The organism is Spongiimicrobium sp. 3-5, assembly GCF_046557915.1.
Lineage (GTDB): Bacteria > Bacteroidota > Bacteroidia > Flavobacteriales > Flavobacteriaceae > JBHEBG01.
The window spans coordinates 636,465-655,122 of sequence record NZ_JBHEBG010000001.1 but is presented as its reverse complement, the minus strand read 5'-3'; the positions used below and the strand labels follow the sequence as shown (position 1 = coordinate 655,122).

General features: G+C 37.5%; 16 protein-coding genes and 1 tRNA gene. 10 read left to right on the top strand and 7 right to left on the bottom strand.

Features of this window, described 5'->3' with window-relative positions; genetic code table 11:
• Positions 1 to 29: 29 nt before the first annotated feature.
• Positions 30 to 1,826 carry a translation elongation factor 4 gene (gene lepA, locus ACEQ81_RS02945; protein WP_411029352.1) on the bottom strand — a complete coding sequence of 599 codons (1,797 nt, stop codon included), beginning with the start codon at positions 1,824 to 1,826 and terminating at the stop codon, positions 30 to 32.
• Positions 1,827 to 2,037: 211 nt separating this feature from the next.
• On the opposite strand from lepA, the gene ACEQ81_RS02940 reads away from it, so the two are divergent.
• Both ACEQ81_RS02940 and dusB read left to right on the top strand, forming a co-directional pair.
• The gene (locus ACEQ81_RS02940) at positions 2,038 to 4,449 is read left to right on the top strand and encodes an outer membrane beta-barrel protein (protein WP_411029351.1); all 2,412 of its coding nucleotides are present in this window, start codon (positions 2,038 to 2,040) and stop codon (positions 4,447 to 4,449) included.
• A gap of 56 nt (positions 4,450 to 4,505) precedes the next feature.
• Positions 4,506 to 5,498 (top strand): tRNA dihydrouridine synthase DusB, encoded by a 993-nt coding sequence (gene dusB / locus ACEQ81_RS02935; protein ID WP_411029350.1) that lies wholly within the window; start codon positions 4,506 to 4,508, stop codon positions 5,496 to 5,498.
• 22 nt (positions 5,499 to 5,520) lie between these two features.
• On the opposite strand, the gene ACEQ81_RS02930 is transcribed toward dusB, so the two are convergent.
• Both ACEQ81_RS02930 and rbfA read right to left on the bottom strand, forming a co-directional pair.
• Positions 5,521 to 6,735 (bottom strand): ABC transporter permease, encoded by a 1,215-nt coding sequence (locus ACEQ81_RS02930; RefSeq protein ID WP_411029349.1) that lies wholly within the window; start codon positions 6,733 to 6,735, stop codon positions 5,521 to 5,523.
• Between the two features lie 2 nt (positions 6,736 to 6,737).
• Positions 6,738 to 7,130: a 30S ribosome-binding factor RbfA gene (gene rbfA / locus ACEQ81_RS02925; protein ID WP_411030363.1), complete on the bottom strand. Its 393-nt coding sequence runs from the start codon at positions 7,128 to 7,130 to the stop codon at positions 6,738 to 6,740.
• A gap of 50 nt (positions 7,131 to 7,180) precedes the next feature.
• Here rbfA and mce point away from each other — a divergent pair, with 50 nt between their 5' ends.
• The 8 genes from mce to ACEQ81_RS02885 all read left to right on the top strand — a co-directional run bounded on the left by mce (position 7,181) and on the right by ACEQ81_RS02885 (position 15,476).
• On the top strand, positions 7,181 to 7,585 hold the full coding sequence (gene mce, locus ACEQ81_RS02920; protein WP_411029348.1) for a methylmalonyl-CoA epimerase: 405 nt from the start codon (positions 7,181 to 7,183) through the stop codon (positions 7,583 to 7,585).
• 159 nt (positions 7,586 to 7,744) lie between these two features.
• Positions 7,745 to 7,818, top strand: a tRNA-Ile gene (locus tag ACEQ81_RS02915).
• Positions 7,819 to 8,490: 672 nt separating this feature from the next.
• Positions 8,491 to 8,706 (top strand): helix-turn-helix domain-containing protein, encoded by a 216-nt coding sequence (locus ACEQ81_RS02910; RefSeq protein WP_411029347.1) that lies wholly within the window; start codon positions 8,491 to 8,493, stop codon positions 8,704 to 8,706.
• Positions 8,707 to 8,769: 63 nt separating this feature from the next.
• Entirely contained in the window at positions 8,770 to 10,194 is a 1,425-nt protein-coding gene (locus tag ACEQ81_RS02905) for an N-6 DNA methylase (protein ID WP_411029346.1), read from the top strand.
• Positions 10,191 to 11,804 (top strand): restriction endonuclease subunit S, encoded by a 1,614-nt coding sequence (locus ACEQ81_RS02900; protein ID WP_411029345.1) that lies wholly within the window; start codon positions 10,191 to 10,193, stop codon positions 11,802 to 11,804. Before ACEQ81_RS02905 ends, ACEQ81_RS02900 begins: the two co-directional genes overlap by 4 nt.
• Positions 11,801 to 13,396, top strand: a complete 1,596-nt coding sequence (locus ACEQ81_RS02895) for an AAA family ATPase (protein WP_411029344.1) — start codon at positions 11,801 to 11,803, stop codon at positions 13,394 to 13,396. Before ACEQ81_RS02900 ends, ACEQ81_RS02895 begins: the two co-directional genes overlap by 4 nt.
• Positions 13,393 to 14,229: a hypothetical protein gene (locus tag ACEQ81_RS02890; RefSeq protein ID WP_411029343.1), complete on the top strand. Its 837-nt coding sequence runs from the start codon at positions 13,393 to 13,395 to the stop codon at positions 14,227 to 14,229. The genes ACEQ81_RS02895 and ACEQ81_RS02890 overlap by 4 nt, the downstream gene beginning before the upstream one ends.
• Positions 14,229 to 15,476, top strand: coding sequence for a phospholipase D-like domain-containing protein (locus tag ACEQ81_RS02885; protein ID WP_411029342.1), 1,248 nt, complete (start codon positions 14,229 to 14,231; stop codon positions 15,474 to 15,476). The genes ACEQ81_RS02890 and ACEQ81_RS02885 overlap by 1 nt, the downstream gene beginning before the upstream one ends.
• A gap of 357 nt (positions 15,477 to 15,833) precedes the next feature.
• On the opposite strand, the gene ACEQ81_RS02880 is transcribed toward ACEQ81_RS02885, so the two are convergent.
• Genes ACEQ81_RS02880 through ACEQ81_RS02865 form a run of 4 tightly spaced genes read right to left on the bottom strand, consistent with a single transcriptional unit; the run spans position 15,834 to position 18,553 of the window.
• The gene (locus ACEQ81_RS02880) at positions 15,834 to 16,451 is read right to left on the bottom strand and encodes a DinB family protein (RefSeq protein WP_411029341.1); all 618 of its coding nucleotides are present in this window, start codon (positions 16,449 to 16,451) and stop codon (positions 15,834 to 15,836) included.
• 22 nt (positions 16,452 to 16,473) lie between these two features.
• On the bottom strand, positions 16,474 to 16,896 hold the full coding sequence (locus tag ACEQ81_RS02875) for a hypothetical protein (protein ID WP_411029340.1): 423 nt from the start codon (positions 16,894 to 16,896) through the stop codon (positions 16,474 to 16,476).
• A gap of 42 nt (positions 16,897 to 16,938) precedes the next feature.
• Positions 16,939 to 18,213, bottom strand: coding sequence for an RNA polymerase sigma factor (locus tag ACEQ81_RS02870; protein WP_411029339.1), 1,275 nt, complete (start codon positions 18,211 to 18,213; stop codon positions 16,939 to 16,941).
• A complete protein-coding gene (locus ACEQ81_RS02865) occupies positions 18,188 to 18,553 on the bottom strand; it encodes a YciI family protein (RefSeq protein WP_411029338.1) in 366 nt (121 codons plus the stop codon). Before ACEQ81_RS02865 ends, ACEQ81_RS02870 begins: the two co-directional genes overlap by 26 nt.
• Positions 18,554 to 18,658 lie beyond the last annotated feature (105 nt).

The window sequence follows — 18,658 nt, the reverse complement described above, 5'->3', positions numbered from 1 at the left end:
TTGAAGTACAAGGAGTAGTAAGCGGCCTTTTAGTCGTTTAATTTTAAAACGGCCATAAAGGCTTGCTGTGGTATTTCTACATTACCTACCTGACGCATCCTTTTTTTACCTTTTTTCTGCTTTTCCAAGAGCTTCCGCTTTCGGGAGATATCGCCCCCATAACATTTGGCGGTAACATCTTTTCGGAGGGCCTTAATGGTTTCCCTGGATATAATCTTAGATCCAATGGCCGCTTGTATTGGGATATCGAACTGCTGTCTTGGAATAAGTTCCTTTAGCTTTTCGCACATTTTTTTACCAATATTGGTGGCATTATCAAAATGTATTAGGGCAGAGAGGGCATCTACTGGCTGTGCGTTTAAGAGAATATCTACTCGCACCAATTTGGAAACGCGCATACCAATAGGCGCATAATCAAACGAAGCATACCCCTTGGATACCGTTTTTAAACGATCATAGAAATCAAATACAATCTCGGCCAAAGGCATATCAAAATTGAGTTCTACGCGCTCTGTGGTAAGGTAGGTCTGGTTGGTGATCTGTCCGCGTTTTTCTATACATAAGGACATTACGTTACCTACAAAATCTGATTTAGTGATTATCGTGGCCTTTATATAAGGTTCTTCTACCCGGTCTACGGTAGAAGGATCAGGAAGATCGGTAGGATTATTAACTATCAAAGGAGTTTCCGGGTTCTTTCTCGTATACGCATGGTAGCTAACGTTGGGCACCGTGGTAATTACGGTCATGTCAAACTCCCGTTCTAAACGTTCCTGTATAATTTCCATGTGCAGCATGCCCAAAAACCCACAGCGGAAACCAAAACCTAGGGCAGCACTACTCTCTGCAGTAAACACCAAGGAAGCATCGTTCAACTGCAATTTTTCCATGGAAGACCTAAGCTCTTCAAAGTCTTCGGTATCTACAGGGTAGATCCCAGCAAAGACCATCGGTTTAACATCCTCAAAACCTTCAATGGCATTTTGGGTAGGCTTTGCGGCATCGGTAATGGTATCACCTACTTTTACTTCCCTTGCATCCTTTATCCCGGTAATCAGATAACCAACATCCCCTGCCTTTATACTCTGTTTGGGAACCTGGGTAAGTTTCAAGGTGCCAACTTCATCTGCAAAATAACTTTTGTCGGTGGCTATAAATTTAATCTTTTGCCCCTTTTTTATTTCTCCATTGATTACTTTAAAATAGGTTTCCACGCCGCGGAAGGGGTTATAAACTGAATCGAAAACCAGGGCTTGCAACGGCTCCTCCAAATTACCGGAAGGTGGGGGTACCAATTCTATGATGGCACTTAGGATTTCTTCGATCCCTATCCCAGCTTTGGCGCTGGCAGGGATAACATCCTCTGGTTTGCATCCAAGCAGATCTACAATATCGTCCGTTACCTCTTCAGGACTTGCACTTGGGAGGTCTACTTTGTTAAGGACAGGAATAATTTCCAAATCGTTCTCTAGGGCAAGGTACAGGTTGCTAATTGTTTGGGCCTGTATGCTTTGTGCTGCATCAACAACAAGCAAGGCTCCCTCGCAGGCCGCTATGGAACGGGAAACTTCATATGAAAAATCTACATGCCCGGGGGTGTCTATTAAATTAAGGATATAAGATTCCCCTTTATAGACATAATCCATCTGAATGGCATGGCTCTTTATGGTTATCCCGCGTTCGCGTTCCAAATCCATGGTGTCCAACAACTGATCTTGTTTCTCCCTTTCGGTAACCGAACCGGTAAAGTCCAACAACCTATCTGCCAAGGTACTTTTACCATGATCAATATGGGCGATGATACAGAAGTTTCTAATTTTTTTCATAGCCATTACATAGAATTGCTTTACCCTTGATCCGGTTAATAAAAACTAAATCATAAAGCAACTGCAAATATAACTTAATTTATAGACCGCAATCTACCTTATGTTTATAAAATCTGAGGTAAACTTTGGCATCCAATATCAACAAAGATTGTGTGTTTTGTAACGAAACAACTAATATTTTGTTAGATTTGATTTTCAACCCAAGTACTAAGTGAGACCTCTTTTTCTACTTTTTATACTGACTTTGGTCGGTTCACAAGGCCTATGCGCGCAGACTTTTTTGGTCTCAGGAGAGGTTAAGAACGCTCAAAACAATACCATTCCCTTTGCCAATGTATTTGTTTTGAGGATTTCGGACACCACTATTGTGAAAGGGGCCTCGGCCGATGAGAACGGTAAATTTACCATTCAGAATGTACCTCCAAATGTATATTACCTAAGGGCCAGTTATATAGGAAAGACCTCAAAATTGTTGGGTATAGATATTTCGGCAGACGTTGTTATTGGTGCTTTGATCATAGATCGGGAGATTGAAATGTTAGACGAGGTTGTTGTAACTTCTAACAGGCCGGTTGTTGAAAGAAAGGTAGATCGGTTGGTGTTCAATGTAGAAAATACGGTACTGTCACAAGGAAGCTCCTGGGAAATTTTGCAGCGCACCCCCGGAGTAATAGTGCTACAAGACCAATTACAGATACGGAACCAAGCGGCAACGGTATATATCAACGACCGAAAGGTACAGCTGTCTTCTTTTGAAGTTAAGGAACTGTTGGAAAACTATCAGGGACAGTATATAAAATCCGTAGAGGTCATTGGTAATCCGCCCGCCAAATACGATGCCGAAGGCGGCCCAATTCTAAATATAGTAACCAGCAAGAATATTTCTTTGGGGTATAAAGGAAATGTAAGCACTAACTATACCCAAGCGGTTTTTCCAAAATACAGTTTTGGCACGTCGCACTTTTATAAAACCAAAAAGCTGAACCTGCACGCAAGCTATTTGTTTAGCCCAAGAAAGGACTTTAAGACCACGTCCAGTGAAACCAACTTTATTGACGGAACCGGCATCTTTTCTAGATGGGCCACGGCTTTTGATAGAACATCGAGGTTTAGGAGCCATAGTGCAAACCTAAGTTTGGATTATGAATTTGATGAACGGAACGAACTTAATGTTACTTCCTCTGCCCAGCTTTCTCCCTATCGTAAGTTCAATAACTTTCAGACTACCGATATCCGTAATGGTGCCGGTGTATTGGATTCAATTTTTACTACGGACAGTAATCTAGATGAAGACCGGAAAAATCTTTCTGGGGACATTACGTTTAAACATCGATTTAAACAAAAAGGACAGATACAGGTTAACGGGCACTATACCAAATTTAATCTGGACCGCACACAGGATGCAAGTTCCAATTATTTTGACCCCAACGATGTCTTTATTAGGAACTTCAGTTTTTCAACCGATGCCGCACAGGACATTGAGATTTTTACCTCCCAGCTCGATGTTTCAACAATGGCGGGAAGCACCCGTATAGAAACCGGGCTAAAAGGCTCTTTTATCAATTCTGAAAGTGGGCTCAACTATTTTACTGTACTCAATAGTGCCCGGACGTTAGACCCTTCGCTGTCCGACAATTATCTGTATGACGAAGATGTATACGCTGCTTACCTAAGCATCGCCAATGACTGGGACAAATGGAGCCTTAAAACCGGACTACGAGCCGAACATACCATAAGTTCCGGGACTTCGGTGGCCCTGGCTACCATTAATAGGTTAGAGTATTTTGAGCTTTTCCCCACGCTAAATATCCTTTTTACCCCAAGTATCAATCATAGTTTTGCCTTTGATTATTCCAGAAAATTGACCAGGCCCCGTTATGAGGATTTAAACCCTTTTAGATATTTTATCAATGAAAACAATTTTACGGATGGCAACCCCGACCTAGTCCCTAATTTCAGTAATAACTTTAATTTGAACTACACCCTAAACCAAGAATTTTTCTTCGATTTTTACTATAGGGACAATGGCAAATACATCTCTACCTTAGGGTTTCAAGACAATGAAAACCTAACCCTAAGGGACATCACCCAAAACGTTTTGGAGAGCACTTCCTACGGATTTGATTTTAACTACGGCAAGGCCATAACCAAGTGGCTTTACCTGTATAGTTATATTTCTATTTTCCATGAGGATGAGACTTTTTTGGCTCTGGAAAGCAACAATCAAATAGCTACCAACAATGTTGACGGATACTACATAGACCTAACCAATTACCTAAGCCTTTCCAAGGATGGTACCTTTAAAGGGGAAGTAAAATTCACCCATTTGTCCGGATTTTTGCAGGGATCTTATAAGCAAGAAGAAACTTCTAACCTTAGTATAGGGCTTAGAAAGTCTTTTTGGAACAAGAAAATGTTAATGAGCCTAACAGCGGACGATATTTTTAATACCGCCAATAGCGCGGTAACATCTAGATACCTAAACCAGGACAATTCCTTTTTTGCAAGAACAGAAACCAGATATGTTCGTTTGGGGCTTACCTATAACTTTGGCAATTTTAGATTGGTGGATAATCAGCGTGATATTGATAAAATAGAGCGCGACAGAATTAAGGAAGAATAGGAAAAACCTCCATTCCACGATAATTTTGTATTTTTGCAGACCAAAAATTATAGCAATTGCCCAATATAGGTAACATAGCACTACCCGATTTTCCCTTGCTTCTTGCCCCTATGGAAGACGTAAGCGATCCTCCTTTCCGTGCACTTTGTAAGGAACAGGGGGCAGATGTGGTATATACCGAATTCATTTCATCCGAAGGCCTTATCCGCGATGCGGCTAAAAGCGTTATGAAGTTGGATATTTATGAAAAAGAGCGCCCGGTAGGCATTCAGATCTTTGGTGCCAATTTGGATTCTATGTTGCAATCCGTGGAGATAGTGGAAAAGTCCAACCCGGATATTATAGACATTAATTTTGGCTGCCCAGTAAAAAAGGTAGTCAGTAAAGGGGCCGGGGCCGGCATTTTGAAAGATATAGACCTTATGGTTTCGCTTACCAAAGCTATGGTAGAACATACTCATTTGCCAATTACCGTAAAAACAAGACTGGGTTGGGACAACGATACCATTAAGATAGTAGAGGTTGCGGAACGCCTGCAAGATGTGGGATGCAAGGCCATTGCCATACACGGTCGCACACGGGTACAGATGTATAAAGGATCTGCGGATTGGGCGCCCATAGCAGAAGTTAAGAACAATCAAAGAATGCATATCCCAGTCTTTGGAAATGGGGATGTGGACAGTCCGGAAGCTGCAAAAAGAATGAGGGACGACTATGGTTTGGACGGTGCCATGATAGGGCGCGCCTCTATAGGCTACCCTTGGTTTTTTAGGGAGTTAAAGCACTATTTTAATACGGGCACCCATATGGCCGCGCCTACAATGGAAGAACGGGTAACCGCTGCAAGAAGACATCTACAGATGGCCATTGATTGGAAAGGGGAAAAATTAGGGGTTTTTGAGACCAGAAGGCACTACACCAATTATTTTAAGGGCATTCCTAATTTTAAGGAGTATAGAATGAAAATGGTAACCAGTGATGATGCAAGGGACGTTTTTGCCGCCTTTGATGAGGTAATGGAAAAGTTTGGGGACCATCAATTTGCCTAATTGGGCACCAATACCAATAGGGTTATTGGGCAGTTACAATCAATTTCCTATTAATTCTACTGCTTGCAATTTTAGAGGCAATTATTCCAAGCACAATAATGGTTGCCAAAACAACCAAAACATTCATCACGTTATATTCCACAGGATAGGCGAGGGAAGGGGTTATTTTCAACCATCCAAAGGCCAGTTGTGAACCAATGAGCAAGGAACCGATTAAAACACCGATAAGTCCGCCCATACCAGTGACCAGAACGCCTTGCACGAAATAAATCCTACGGAGTTCCCTAATTGTGGTGCCTAGATTGTAAAGGGTCTTGGAATTTTGTTGTTTGTCCAAGATCATCATGATAATGGCACCTACCACATTAAAAAGAGCAATAATCAATACCAGGGTAAAGATGAGATAGGTGGCCAAGTTTTCGGTGTTCAGCATTCTGTAAAGGGTGCTATTGAGTTGCTGTCTGTTTCTGAGGATTACTTTCCCAGCAAAAACCTCGGATATACGTTCCCTAACGGCTGCCACATCCGCGGTATCCTCCAGTTTAAAATTGATGCCCGAAACCATAGTGTCTTCCTTCTCTAACAAGGCCTGAACAAGTGGCAGATCGGCAAAAACATATTTACGGTCCAAATTGTCTTCCACGGCATACATACCGGTAACCACCATGTTTAGCTCGTTATAAGGCTTACGATCCAATGCCTGTTGCGAAAGGGAGCCTTTACCCGGTTTTGGGGCCAAAATCACCAAAGGGCGGCGAAAATCGTTAATAGTAAGACCTAGTAGATTGGCAATACCGAGGCCAACGACTCCTTGTTGGTCCCCTACTTGCCAATTGCCCAGATAGATCATGCTATCCATGGCGGTGACCTTCCCATAGTTGGCATCTACACCTTTTATGCTGGCCATATGTCCTTTTTTACTATGGGTTAGGTATACTTTTTCTTCCAGTTCCTTGGCGTAGTATACCAGACCGTCTAAGTTGTCCAAGGCCCTACCTTGCTCTTCAGATACCGAAAAGAATTTGCCGGTTAAGGGCTGTGCTTTTAGATCGGGGTCAAAAGTATTGCTAAAAGAAAGGCTAAAGGTTTTTAGGCCCGCAAAGCCCGAAAGAACTATAAACAAGGCCGCAGAGCCTATCACAATAACCAGAAAAGTAATAAAATTGATAATGTTTACGGCATTCTGACTGCTTTTGGACCGCACGTAGCGCTGCGCTATGTAGAGCGAGAAATTCACGCTTACGATTTTTTTCTTTTGTCCAGTAAATCCGGATTCTCTATTGGGTTGTCCCCACCTTTTAAGGATTTGTCTATACCATCTATATATTCCAAGGAATCGTCCAAAAAGAACGATAGTTCCGGGATACGGCGCAACTGGTTTCTGGTGCGCTGTGCCAATTCGTGTTTAATAAGGGGTTGGTTAGATTGTATTCCTTCCAAAAGCGCCGGGGCATCTTTGGTAGGGAAGATACTAACGTAGACCTTGGCTATGGAAAGGTCCGTGGTAACAGAAACTTTGGAAACCGAGATTAAAGTACCCTTCAACCCACCATCGGTAGCGGCCCGTTGTAAGATGTCTACCAGGTCTTGTTGAATTACCCCTGCTATTTTTTTCTGTCGCTGTGTTTCCATGGGCCAAAAATACGCACAAATTGCGTATTTTAGATTTATAGCCATAGATAATGAATAAAATAGAACATATAGGGATTGCCGTAAAGGATTTGAATGCTTCCAATACGTTGTTCAAAAAACTATTGGGGACGGAACATTACAAAACGGAAGAGGTGCTTTCGGAAGGGGTAAGGACGTCTTTTTTTAAATCAGGGCCCAATAAGGTAGAGTTGTTGGCGGCTACCGATCCGGAAAGCCCTATTGCAAAGTTTTTGGAGAAAAAAGGAGAAGGAATACATCATATCGCTTTTGCGGTGGACGATATTGAGGCTGAGGTAAGCCGATTAAAAGCGGAGGGGTTTACTGTTTTAAACGAAACGCCCAAGAAGGGGGCAGACAATAAGTTAGTGGTTTTTTTACATCCAAAAAGCGCTAATGGCGTGCTGGTAGAATTATGCCAAGAAATAGGGGAATAGCGGGCACAATTGTTTGCAACCTTTAAAAATAAGTAGTAATATTGCATCCCGTTTTCGGGTCCTATAGCTCATCCCGATAGTTATCGGGAGGTTAGAGCACCAAGGAAATATACGATTTGATGTCGTATGTTTTTAATGAATTATTGAAATAAAAGTATTGGTCCTATAGCTCAGCTGGTTAGAGCACCTGACTCATAATCAGGGGGTCCATGGTTCGAGCCCATGTGGGACCACATCAAGCGCAAAGTCCAATCTCCTTCAGGAGGTTGGACTTTTGTTTTGGAGCATGGGAATACCTAAGGTATACGAATTGATCCAAAACAAAATACCTAGGCTGAAAGCCATGGGCTTTGCATTTGCAGGAGCGGGGACTTTTGGTCCAAGAGCGAAGCGATCTAACCCATGTGGGACCACCATTAATTAAAGGCTTCGAGGTTTTAAAACTTCGAAGCTTTTTTCATTTGCACGCAATTTGCACGCAAAAAAGTTAAAATTCACTTCGATGAAAGTTGTATTTATTTGTGTACATTTTGTGCCTTATATAAGTTTTAATATATCTTCTTCGATAATAAGAAAAAAGAGACGATTTTGTCCTTCAGTTGTAACACTACAGCATTAAACACTAGTTTTTTTCAAACAAATCTGAAGTAGGGTAGAGTATAAGCTGGCGCTTCAATTGTACTCTTTACATAAGGTGTGATTTGTAAAGAGTATTGTTAGTAATCAAACTATTTATTTTCAGTTTATTTCAAAAGATCATCTGCCAAAATCAGGACACTTTCTTGTAATTGTTTAGACTTTCTACATAAATCTATCGATTATCTATCTTAATAAAAATTAAAATTTAGATATTCTATATTATTGTTTAATAAATAAATATTTTTCTGAATAAATTCATAAGTTTTATGACTTCTTTAGGCCTATATCTTACTAAAAAATCTGTGAATAGAGCAATGGTTTCCAGACGAACTGGAATCAGCCAAGCTCGACTTTCACAATTGACTTCAAATGAATCGACAAAACTACGTGCAGATGAATTGTATATGATTGCTTTGGCCATTGATATTGATCCAGGGGAAATGTTTAAAGAGGTTTTTAATGATTTGAAATTGGAAAGCTAAAACCAATATAACAGTCAAAAATGACTCATGTAAAAACGGTAGCAAACTATACAAAAAAGCTTAATGAGTAACATAACAACAATAGTAAAATCTATTAGAAACATCATGAGAAAAGATGAAGGAGTTGACGGTGATGCGCAGCGTATTTCTCAAATGGTGTGGATGCTTTTCATGAAAATATTTGCCGATAAAGAAGAAGAATGGAAAGAATCAAGAAAGACATACAAAAGTCCATTGCCCGAAAAATTAAAGTGGCAAAATTGGGCGGCTGATGAAAATGGGTTAACAGGAGACGAATTAATAATTTTTATTAATGATGAATTATTCCCGATATTAAAAACAATTGAGCCCACAGATACAGATCAATCTGTAATTGTAAAATCAGTTTTTAATGACACATATAATTACATGAAAAAAGGAACTCTGTTCCGTCAAGTAATTAATGAAATTAACAAAATAGATTTTTCAAATAATAACTTAGAGAGACATGTTTTTAATGACATATATGAATCAATTTTAAAAGAGCTTCAAAGTGCTGGTTCATCTGGTGAATATTATACTCCAAGAGCTGTTACCCAATTTATGGTCGATGTAATAGACCCTCAAATTGGAGAAACAGTATTAGATCCAGCATGTGGTACTGGAGGCTTTTTGACCTGTACTTTAGACAATTTATCAAAGAAAGATGGATTTGATCAAAATTCCCTTGTAGTTCAACATTCTATTAGAGGAATCGAGAAAAAGCCATTACCACACCTTTTATGCACAACTAATCTAATACTTCATGGTATTGAAAAACCAGCAATCACTAAAGGTAATTTATTAACCATACCATATAAAAATTGGAAAGGCAAAAATCAAGTGAATCTTGTACTTTCCAATCCACCTTTTGGAGGGCAAGAAGAAGATGATACTGAGAAAAACTTTCCAGAAGAGTTTAGAACAAAAGAAACAGCTGAATTATTTCTAGCATTAATAATAAAAATCTTAAAGAAAAATGGACGAGCCTCAGTAGTTCTTCCAGATAGTTCCTTATTTGGAGAGGGGGTTAAAGCAAGAATTAAACAAGAATTGTTAGAAAAATGTAACCTACATACCATAGTACGCCTACCAAAAGGGGTTTTCAATCCTTATACAGGAATTAATACAAACTTATTGTTTTTTGATAAAGGAAAACCCACTAAAGAAATATGGTATTACGAAATGCCATATCCGAAAGGTATAAAGAATTTTAGCAGGTCAAGACCTATTGATATTAAGCATTTTGATGATATTAAGAAATGGTGGAAAGGTCGTAAAGAAAATCAATTTGCTTGGAAAGTCTCTATTGATGAAATAAAAGAACGAAATTTCAATCTAGATATAAAAAACACACATGTTTCTATAGCAGAAAAAGTTTTTACAACAGAAGAGTTACTGGTTAAAATGGATACTTCATTTCAAAAAAGTGCTACTTTATTATCTAAAATAAAAAAAGCACTTATATGAAAGACTGGGGAAAAGTAAAATTAGGGACAATATTAACAGAATCTAAAGTCATTTCAACAAAACCTAGTACAGCTAAGCGCCTCAGAGTAAAATTAAATGTGCTTGGAGTTGAGAAAAGACCTGTTACGAAAGAGAAAAAGGGCGCAACAAAATATTATACACGAAAAGCTGGTCAATTTATATATGGTAAACAAAATTTACATAAAGGAGCTTTCGGTATTGTTCCTAAAGAATTAGACGGTTTTGAATCTAGTTTAGACATTCCAGCATTTGATATTCATGATTCTTGTTATCCAGAGTGGGTTTTTTATTTCTTTAAAAAAGGTGATTTTTATTTAAAACTTGAAGCTTTGGCAAAAGGCGTTGGTTCTAAACGAATTCATCCTAAACAGATTTATGCATTAGACATTTATTTACCATCTAAAAAAGAGCAAAAGAAAATATTAGAAGAGATTGAAAAAGTAGAAAAAACTAATCGTGAATTAGTTGAGGAAATAACTTCTCAAGAAAGAAACTTAATAAACCTTCGCCAATCAATTTTACAAGATGCTGTGCAAGGTAAATTAACCAAAGAATGGCGGTATGATAAAACTCAGGACAAAATTGAGATAAGCGAGCTTGAAGAGTTAAGAAAGATATATCAACAAAAGGCTAGCATGGAAAGAGGACAGAAATCTTTTAATTATAAGCCTGGAGTCAATATAGATGTAGGAGGTAAATCAAAAGGGGTTGACGCTTTGTTTGAATTGCCCAAAGCGTGGATATGGACTAGCCTAGGGCAAATTAGTTGGAGTATAAATGATGGGCCTCATTTTTCACCTAACTATGTTCCTGAAGGTATTCCAATACTATCTACAAGAAATGTTTCATTTAACAATGGCTTAGATTTTAGTACCGCCAAATATGTTAGCCTGGAAGACCATATTGAGTTTACCAAACGTGGAATGCCAAGAGTTGGAGATGTAATTTTAACTAAAGGAGGTACAACTGGTATACCATGTGTTGTTGAAACTACAGAACGATTTGGTATATGGGTACATCTAGCCTTAATTAAAGTGATAAAAGAATTTGTTAACCCGTATTATTTAAGGCTTGCATTGGCAAGCCCCTTAGTATACAAACAGTCTCAAGAACAAACTCATGGTATTGGCAATAAAGATTTAGGATTAACAAGAATGATATATTTCGCTATTCCATTACCCCCATTTGAGGAACAGACAGAAATTGTAAAAAAAGCAAATCAACTTTTAGATAATTGTGAGGTACTCAAGCAAGAAATAAAAGCCAGTAAAGGAAATGCTGAAAAATTGATGCAATCTGTTTTAATTGAGTTATTGGGAGAAGAAAACAATGTTTTAGTAAACAAACCAAATTCTAGAAAAGAAGAGACAAAGCCTTCAAGAGAAATAAAATACAATAGTAAAACGGTACTCATGGATTTAGTAAAACTATTAAAAGAAAATGGTAAACTGCACGCAGAAGATCTTTGGAAAATGTCTAAATATCCTAATGATATTGATGCCTTTTATTCAGAGTTAAAAAAGCAAATAGAGGAAGTAAAATCTATCAAGGAAGTTGCAAACAGAAAAGGATATCTAGAACTAGCATGAGAATAGATAAAATTGACATAAAAGAGTTTAAAAATCTCCGAAATTTCTCAATTGATCTCAATGAGGAATATATGAGTACCGTATTCCTAGGCCAAAATGCCGCAGGTAAATCTAATTTATTGGAAGCTTTGGTGATTATTTTTAGGGACCTAGATTTAGATGATAAGACAGATTTCAACTACAGTATAGAATATGAATGTAAAAATAATTTGTTAAAAGTAGATGGCGGTCCGCAAGTAAAAGGGAACTATGTTTTTTATAATGGGAAAAAGAAAGATGGAGAAATTATCTATTCTACTATAATCTCTAAAGCAGTAATAAAACGTAATAAGTCTGAATATTTACCAAAATATGTTTTCTCGTATTATTCTGGCATCAGTAATCGTCTTTTGGAGCATTTCGATAAACATCAAAAACGTTTTTATGATGAATTAATTAAAGGCATAAATGCCCCTCATCGACCATTATTCTATGCGCGCCAAATTCATAGTTATTTTGTTTTAATGGCGTTTTATGCATTTTCAGATGAAAAGGCAAGTAAGTTTTTAAAGGAATTCTTAGGAATTGTTGGCTTAGAATCTGTTTTATTTGTACTAAAAAAACCTGTATGGGCAAGAAGTAAAGCGGAAGCTTTGGATTTCTGGCAAGCCAAAGGTGTAGTTCGTGAATTTTTAGATGAATTATTTGAAGCTTCTATGGCTCCTATTGTAGACGAAGATACTGTTCGAGAGGATTTTAGAAGAAGTCACAAACAAGAGCAATTGTATTTATTTATCTCAAATCAGGCAAAACTTGAAAAAATTGCAAAAAAGTACGGGACAAATACTGAATTTTTTAAAAGCTTAGAAAGTACATATATATCAGATTTAATTCAAGAGGTAAGAGTTAAGGTAAAAAAGGTAAACGTTCATGGAGACATCACATTTAAAGAACTTTCAGAAGGAGAACAACAACTTTTGACAGTCTTAGGTCTACTGCGTTTCACCAAAGAAGATGAATCTTTAATTCTCTTAGATGAGCCTGACACGCATTTAAACCCTTTATGGAAATGGAAATATATGAATTTGCTAGAAGAATATTCCGGTAAAGATGAGTCAAGTCAAATTTTAATGACTACCCACGATCCTTTAGTTATAGGGGGGTTAACTAAAGAAGAAATAAGAATATTTCATTCGGTAAAGAAAGAAGATAAAGAAGGAAAAGAGTATCAACATATTGAAACCTTTGAACCAGATTTTGATCCGAAAGGTTTAGGTGTCGCGGGTATTCTGACAAGTGAGTTTTTTAATTTACCAAGTACTTTAGACGAGGATACACAAAATGAATTAAATGAGTATCGCTCTTTAGAGGTTAAAGAAAAACAAGGAGATTTATCTGAAGAAGAGAAATCTTTATTAGTCAAATACACTAAATATTTTGACCAATTAGGTTTCAATAAATATACACGAGATCCATTGTATGCTAAGTTTATTGAAAAAACTGCTACTCTTTCAGAATTTAAGTCAATTCCTAGAACCAAAGAAGAGAAACAAAAGCAAGATGATTTAACTATCTCGATTTTGGAGGATCTTTTAAAAGAAGATTCAGAATGAGAACAATAGACGTAAGTAACTTAGAAGATTTATTGCCCGAAGGTTGGGAGGAAAATGCCGAAACCTTGAATGCATTATTAAATGGTAAAACTGCTGAGCAAAGGAGAGCAATTTTTAAGGCAAGCCCTATTTGGCAAGATCTATTGTTGGTCTTAAAGGGTTTATCAAATAATAAATGTTGGTATTCTGAAGCCCAAGAAGTCATGTCAGATATGGATGTTGATCATTTTAGACCAAAAAATGAAGCCAAAAATATAGATAGTAATGGTAAGTCCATCATAAGAGATGGTTATTGGTGGTTAGCGTATGACTGGAGAAATTATAGATTAAGCTCAATTTATTCAAATAGGTTTAGAAAAGATAAACATACGGAAGAAGACAAATCTTATGGTAAAGGTTCTTTTTTTCCCTTAAGAGATGGTTGCAATGCAGCCACTTGTTTAGCAGAATTAGATGACGAAGTTATATACCTTTTAGACCCAATCAATCCAAATGATCCCGATTTATTGTTCTTTTCAGAAGATGGAAAAGCTATTCCTTCAGTAGAAGAAGAGGATGAACCATGGAATTTTTCGAGAGCCAAAATTTCTATTGATGTATATCATTTAAATCATACACCTTTAATAGATGCTAGATTAGTGGTTTGGAATCTTTGTCAAAGAAAAATTAATCAAATAAAACAGATTAATCAGAAACAACTTAGAACAGCTGGTGATAATGCACGAATAGAAATAATTAAAGAAGAACTGAGAGAAATGGCATCAAAGTCTTCAGAGTTTTCAGCTGTAGCTTTAGCTTGTATTGAAAAGAATAAAATTAGAATGGCAGCATAATGCTTATTTCATCTGATATAAAAGCAAGTATTAAGCAAGAGCTAATTGATTGTAGGTCAATATGGATTGCGTCAGCAATGATAACAAATAGCGGCTGGTTATTTCTTCAAAAAAACATATCTGATTCTGCTACTCAGTTTTATTTAATCGGAATTGACTTAGCTACCGAACCAATGGTGTTTGATTCCATTCTTCAACTTACAGAAATAAATGCCCGTGTTTATGAAACTAAATATACCTTTCACCCAAAGGTTTATATTATTCAGAAAGATAATAGTTCTCTTACCGCATTTATTGGTTCTTCTAATACTACAAGTTGGGGTTTAGAAAAGAATGTGGAAATGAATTATCAAATTCATGATCAACAAGAGTGCAAAAAATTAATTAGACGGTTTAATAACCTCTATTCAGATGGTTATTTAATCACTCAGAATTTTGCGGATAATTACAAGGCCAAATTTATAAGAGCATCAGTCAAGGTAAAAGAAATAGAAAAAGAAGCCTTATCGCTAAAAATTTCCTTGACTAAAAATAAAGAGCAATACTTTTCAAAAAATCACCATGAAATATTTAATAAAACATACCACAGAACAAAGAGCATAGATCTTCAAAATGTAAGATCGGAAGTTAGGTTCAAATTTCTTGAATTACATAATATAATTTATCCGCAATTTCCATCCTATGGATTGACAGACTTACATTGCCATCATAATAAAGCGCAAATAGTAAGTAGACATTACTTCAATGATTATAGTGGTAATTATATAAACGCTATGTGGCTTCATTATGGGAAATCAAAAAGTCAGCTGGGGAAATATTTTAATGGGGACAAGTCAACTAACAAGCCAGATTCATTTATAAACAATATTCGAATACAGGTTATAATCCATAAAGACAGTATCGGTATTTGGCTCGTATTAGGCCGGAATAAAGGAAGTAAAATTGATAGGGACTATTTTCGAAATCAAATGAAAAATTTATCAACTCAAAAGAAGTTTTTTGATTCATTTAATAAACTTGGAAATGAATATTGGATCAATCAACCTAATGGACCTTTTGCAAAGAATATCAAAACACGATTGGAGCTATTAAAAGAAATACAGAAAGAAAGACTTGAAGAATACTTCATAATTGGGCGGAATATTGATTGGCTTGACAAAAGACTATCTTCTAATAGTCTCTCCACCACTATTCTTGAAGAGTTTAAAAAACTCTATCCGCTATATGAAATTATGAGACACAAATAAAAGCGAGCATTAAAAGATATTTGTGAATCATTCTTAAAAGCACAATTTTCACAGCTCTTTACATTACGCCTATTGGGCGTCTTTACATAATATTAGTTGGACTTTATAAAACAGAGCTCAAAAAACTAAAACTCTTTACAAAATCCACTTTTTGTAAAGAGGTTAAAAGCATCCCATAAGAGGTGAATTAACGAAAGGACTATAAGAGACCACATTTGGGACACTTTGGGGTAAAGTTTGGGTTTTTGGAATAGCGTCTCCTAAAACGGCCCTTTTGTGGAACCGTAATATTTATAATTGTTCGACCAACTGTCCCGACTTTTTTCTTAATATTTTGCTTCCCCCATCATATATCCCTTATTTGGTCTTCTCTGGCCTCAATTCACTCAATATCTCCTGAATTTGCAGGACATGTCTGTAGGAATGGGCAGCCGCAATTATAAATTGTTGATAGGCATCTGCTTCCCCGTAGGGATATGGCCCAAAAAGATGTCTTAAATCCGCCTTGGTTTTGGTAAGCAGCTTTATCATTTCGGTTCTGGAAGCTTTAATTTCTTTTAGAAAATCCTCTTTTCCCTTGCCAAGATTTTTTTCCAAAGGCCTAAAGGGTTTCGCAGTAGTCACTTTTTTGGTGCGATCTGTAATATATGTAATTATCAAGCCATCGTTTTCACTTAAGTCTTTGGATAAATCCGGAGCGTTATCATTGATCATTTTTTTTATTTCACCCACCAAAACAGGTTCCACCAGTGCAAGATGTTCCAAGCAGTTTAGGACAGTCCAGCCTCCATCCTTGGGTATATATCGCAATTCTTTCTCGGTCAGAGGGGCCACACGGGTTTCTAATTCCTCAAACGTTCTTTTCAACATATCCAGTGCAAGCTTTTTATCAAACTTGGACTGGGTTCCGTTCTGCCCGGCCGCAATATGCACAACCATGAAAGTCATAAAAACAAAAAAGATGGTTTTTTTCATTGTGTAATTATTAAGATTAAAGTTAAAGTTTACCCATTCTAAATACCTGGCCACCTGGCGCTTGAAAATAGATTTCATTAGTTTCGGGCCTATCTTTGAAGACAGTGGCTTTTGAACCCCGAACCTTGTTCGCCAAGATCTTGAAGTCCTTCACATGGATCCTTATCCACAGTGCTTTCATGAAATCCTCATGGTTGGGAGCACCTTCCCTTTGGTAAATGATATTAAGTCTAAAATCATTGGAAAACCGTAAGTAGTCTCTTGGCACTTTAGAAGAGGGAGTATGTAGATCCACCCCAAGCACATCCCTATAAAAACTACGTACCTCCAAAGTATCTTGAATGTTATGATTAATCTTTAGGTTGCCAAGGCGGACATCCGAATATTGGGAATTTGCCATAAATGCCCAGGTAAGAAAGAGTAATAAAAAAGGTTGCTTCATCATTGTGTTTATAATGAAGACAACCATTCTCCTATTTCGGGGACTTTAAATTTCTTTTTGTACGGAACGCAGCAGATTTTCCCTTTTCTTTTGTAAGAGTGCTTTCTCTTGTTTGGAATTGGTAAGGGCCAAAGCTTTTTCCAAAGCTTCTATTGCCCGTTTGTGCTGTCCCGATTTTCCATAGAGCTCACCTAATGTAGCATGAAGCAAATAGTTGGAATTAAGCTGCTTGTTTTTGGTAAGGTTGACCAATTCGGTAATCGCATGGCTAGTTTTGCCCAACATACTTTGTACGATGGCCAAATTAAGAAGTATAATAGGTGTGGGTTTTAGTCGATACAACTGTTGGTACTGCGACAGTATTAAATCCCAGTTTGTGCTTTCAAAATTTGATGATGTACAATGCTCTGCTGCGATGGCTGCCTCCATGTGATATGCGGAAAGTCGAGCCCCATTTGAGGCTTTGGACAAATGGTACATGCCAGCGTTGATAAGTTCTTTACTCCATAAATTACGATCTTGATCCTTAAAAAGCACTATTGCCCCTTCCTTGTCAATCCTGCTATCAAACCTGGCACTATGAAAGCACATAAGTGCGAACAGGGCATGGGCCCTTGGGTTGCCCGGATCCTGATTTAGGATCAGCTTTGTCAATCGCATAGCCTCAAAGCACACTTCCCTTCTAATTAAAGACTTGTTTCCGGAAGAATTATACCCAGCATTGTAAAGAATGTAAAGGACGTTACAGATTACGTTAGCATGTAAAGAAAGAAGCTCCTCCTTTGGGGATGCGATGTTAAGCTCTTGGAGACGTATGCTGCTTTTGGCCCTAAATAAACGCTTTTTTACCGTTTCCTCCTTAACCAACAATGCCTGCGAAAGTTCTTTCCTACTGAAACCACAAAGACAACTTAGAATGAAGACGATTTTACTGTGAACAGGAAGGTCCATATTGCAGCATACAACCATAATCCTTAACATGCCGTCCTCAATTTCCTGTGCCAAATGCAGTTGGGTATGATTTTCCGAATACTCTTCAACAAGTTTTGTAATGTTCATATGAGTTATTCTGCTTTCCTTTTTCACAAGATTGAGGGCCTTGTTTCTGGCTACTACAAAAATCCATGCCTCTGGGTTTTCTGGGATACCGCTGTAAGTCCATTTTTGGAATGCAACCGATAGTGTTTCTTGAACGATATCTTCCGCGTTCTCAAGAAAGTTAAAGCCAAATTTATTGGTCAAATAGGAAACCATTTTTCCGTATTCTGTACGGAATAATTTCTCTATGATGACACTAACCTGATTTTTTTGGGAACTCATGCTCGTTAGGAGTGTTAAACATGGGCCGAATGGAAATTTGAAACTCGTCACTCAGAGGGCATGCTTGGGCGAAGGCGGTTGCTGCATTCAAATCAATTGCCCTTATAATGATGTATCCTCCGATAATTTCTTTAGGTTCAAGAAACGGACCATCACTGATTATGGTTTCCTTATCGACTAGAAAGTGACCACTATTGTCCAATCTATGCCCCTTCACAAATTGTTCTTTTTCCACCAACCGGTTCATCCAGTTGATATACTTCTCCATGTGTTTCTTTAACATTTCGGGTGATTCGTCCTTGTATCCACTTCCGTGAATCAATAATAGATATTCTTGCACTGTTTAGTTTTTAATGATACATAACAATTTACTTTATTAAAACAAAAAACCCCAATAAATGGGGACATAACTGTCCCCTAATTATAATGTCCATTGTTCTTTATA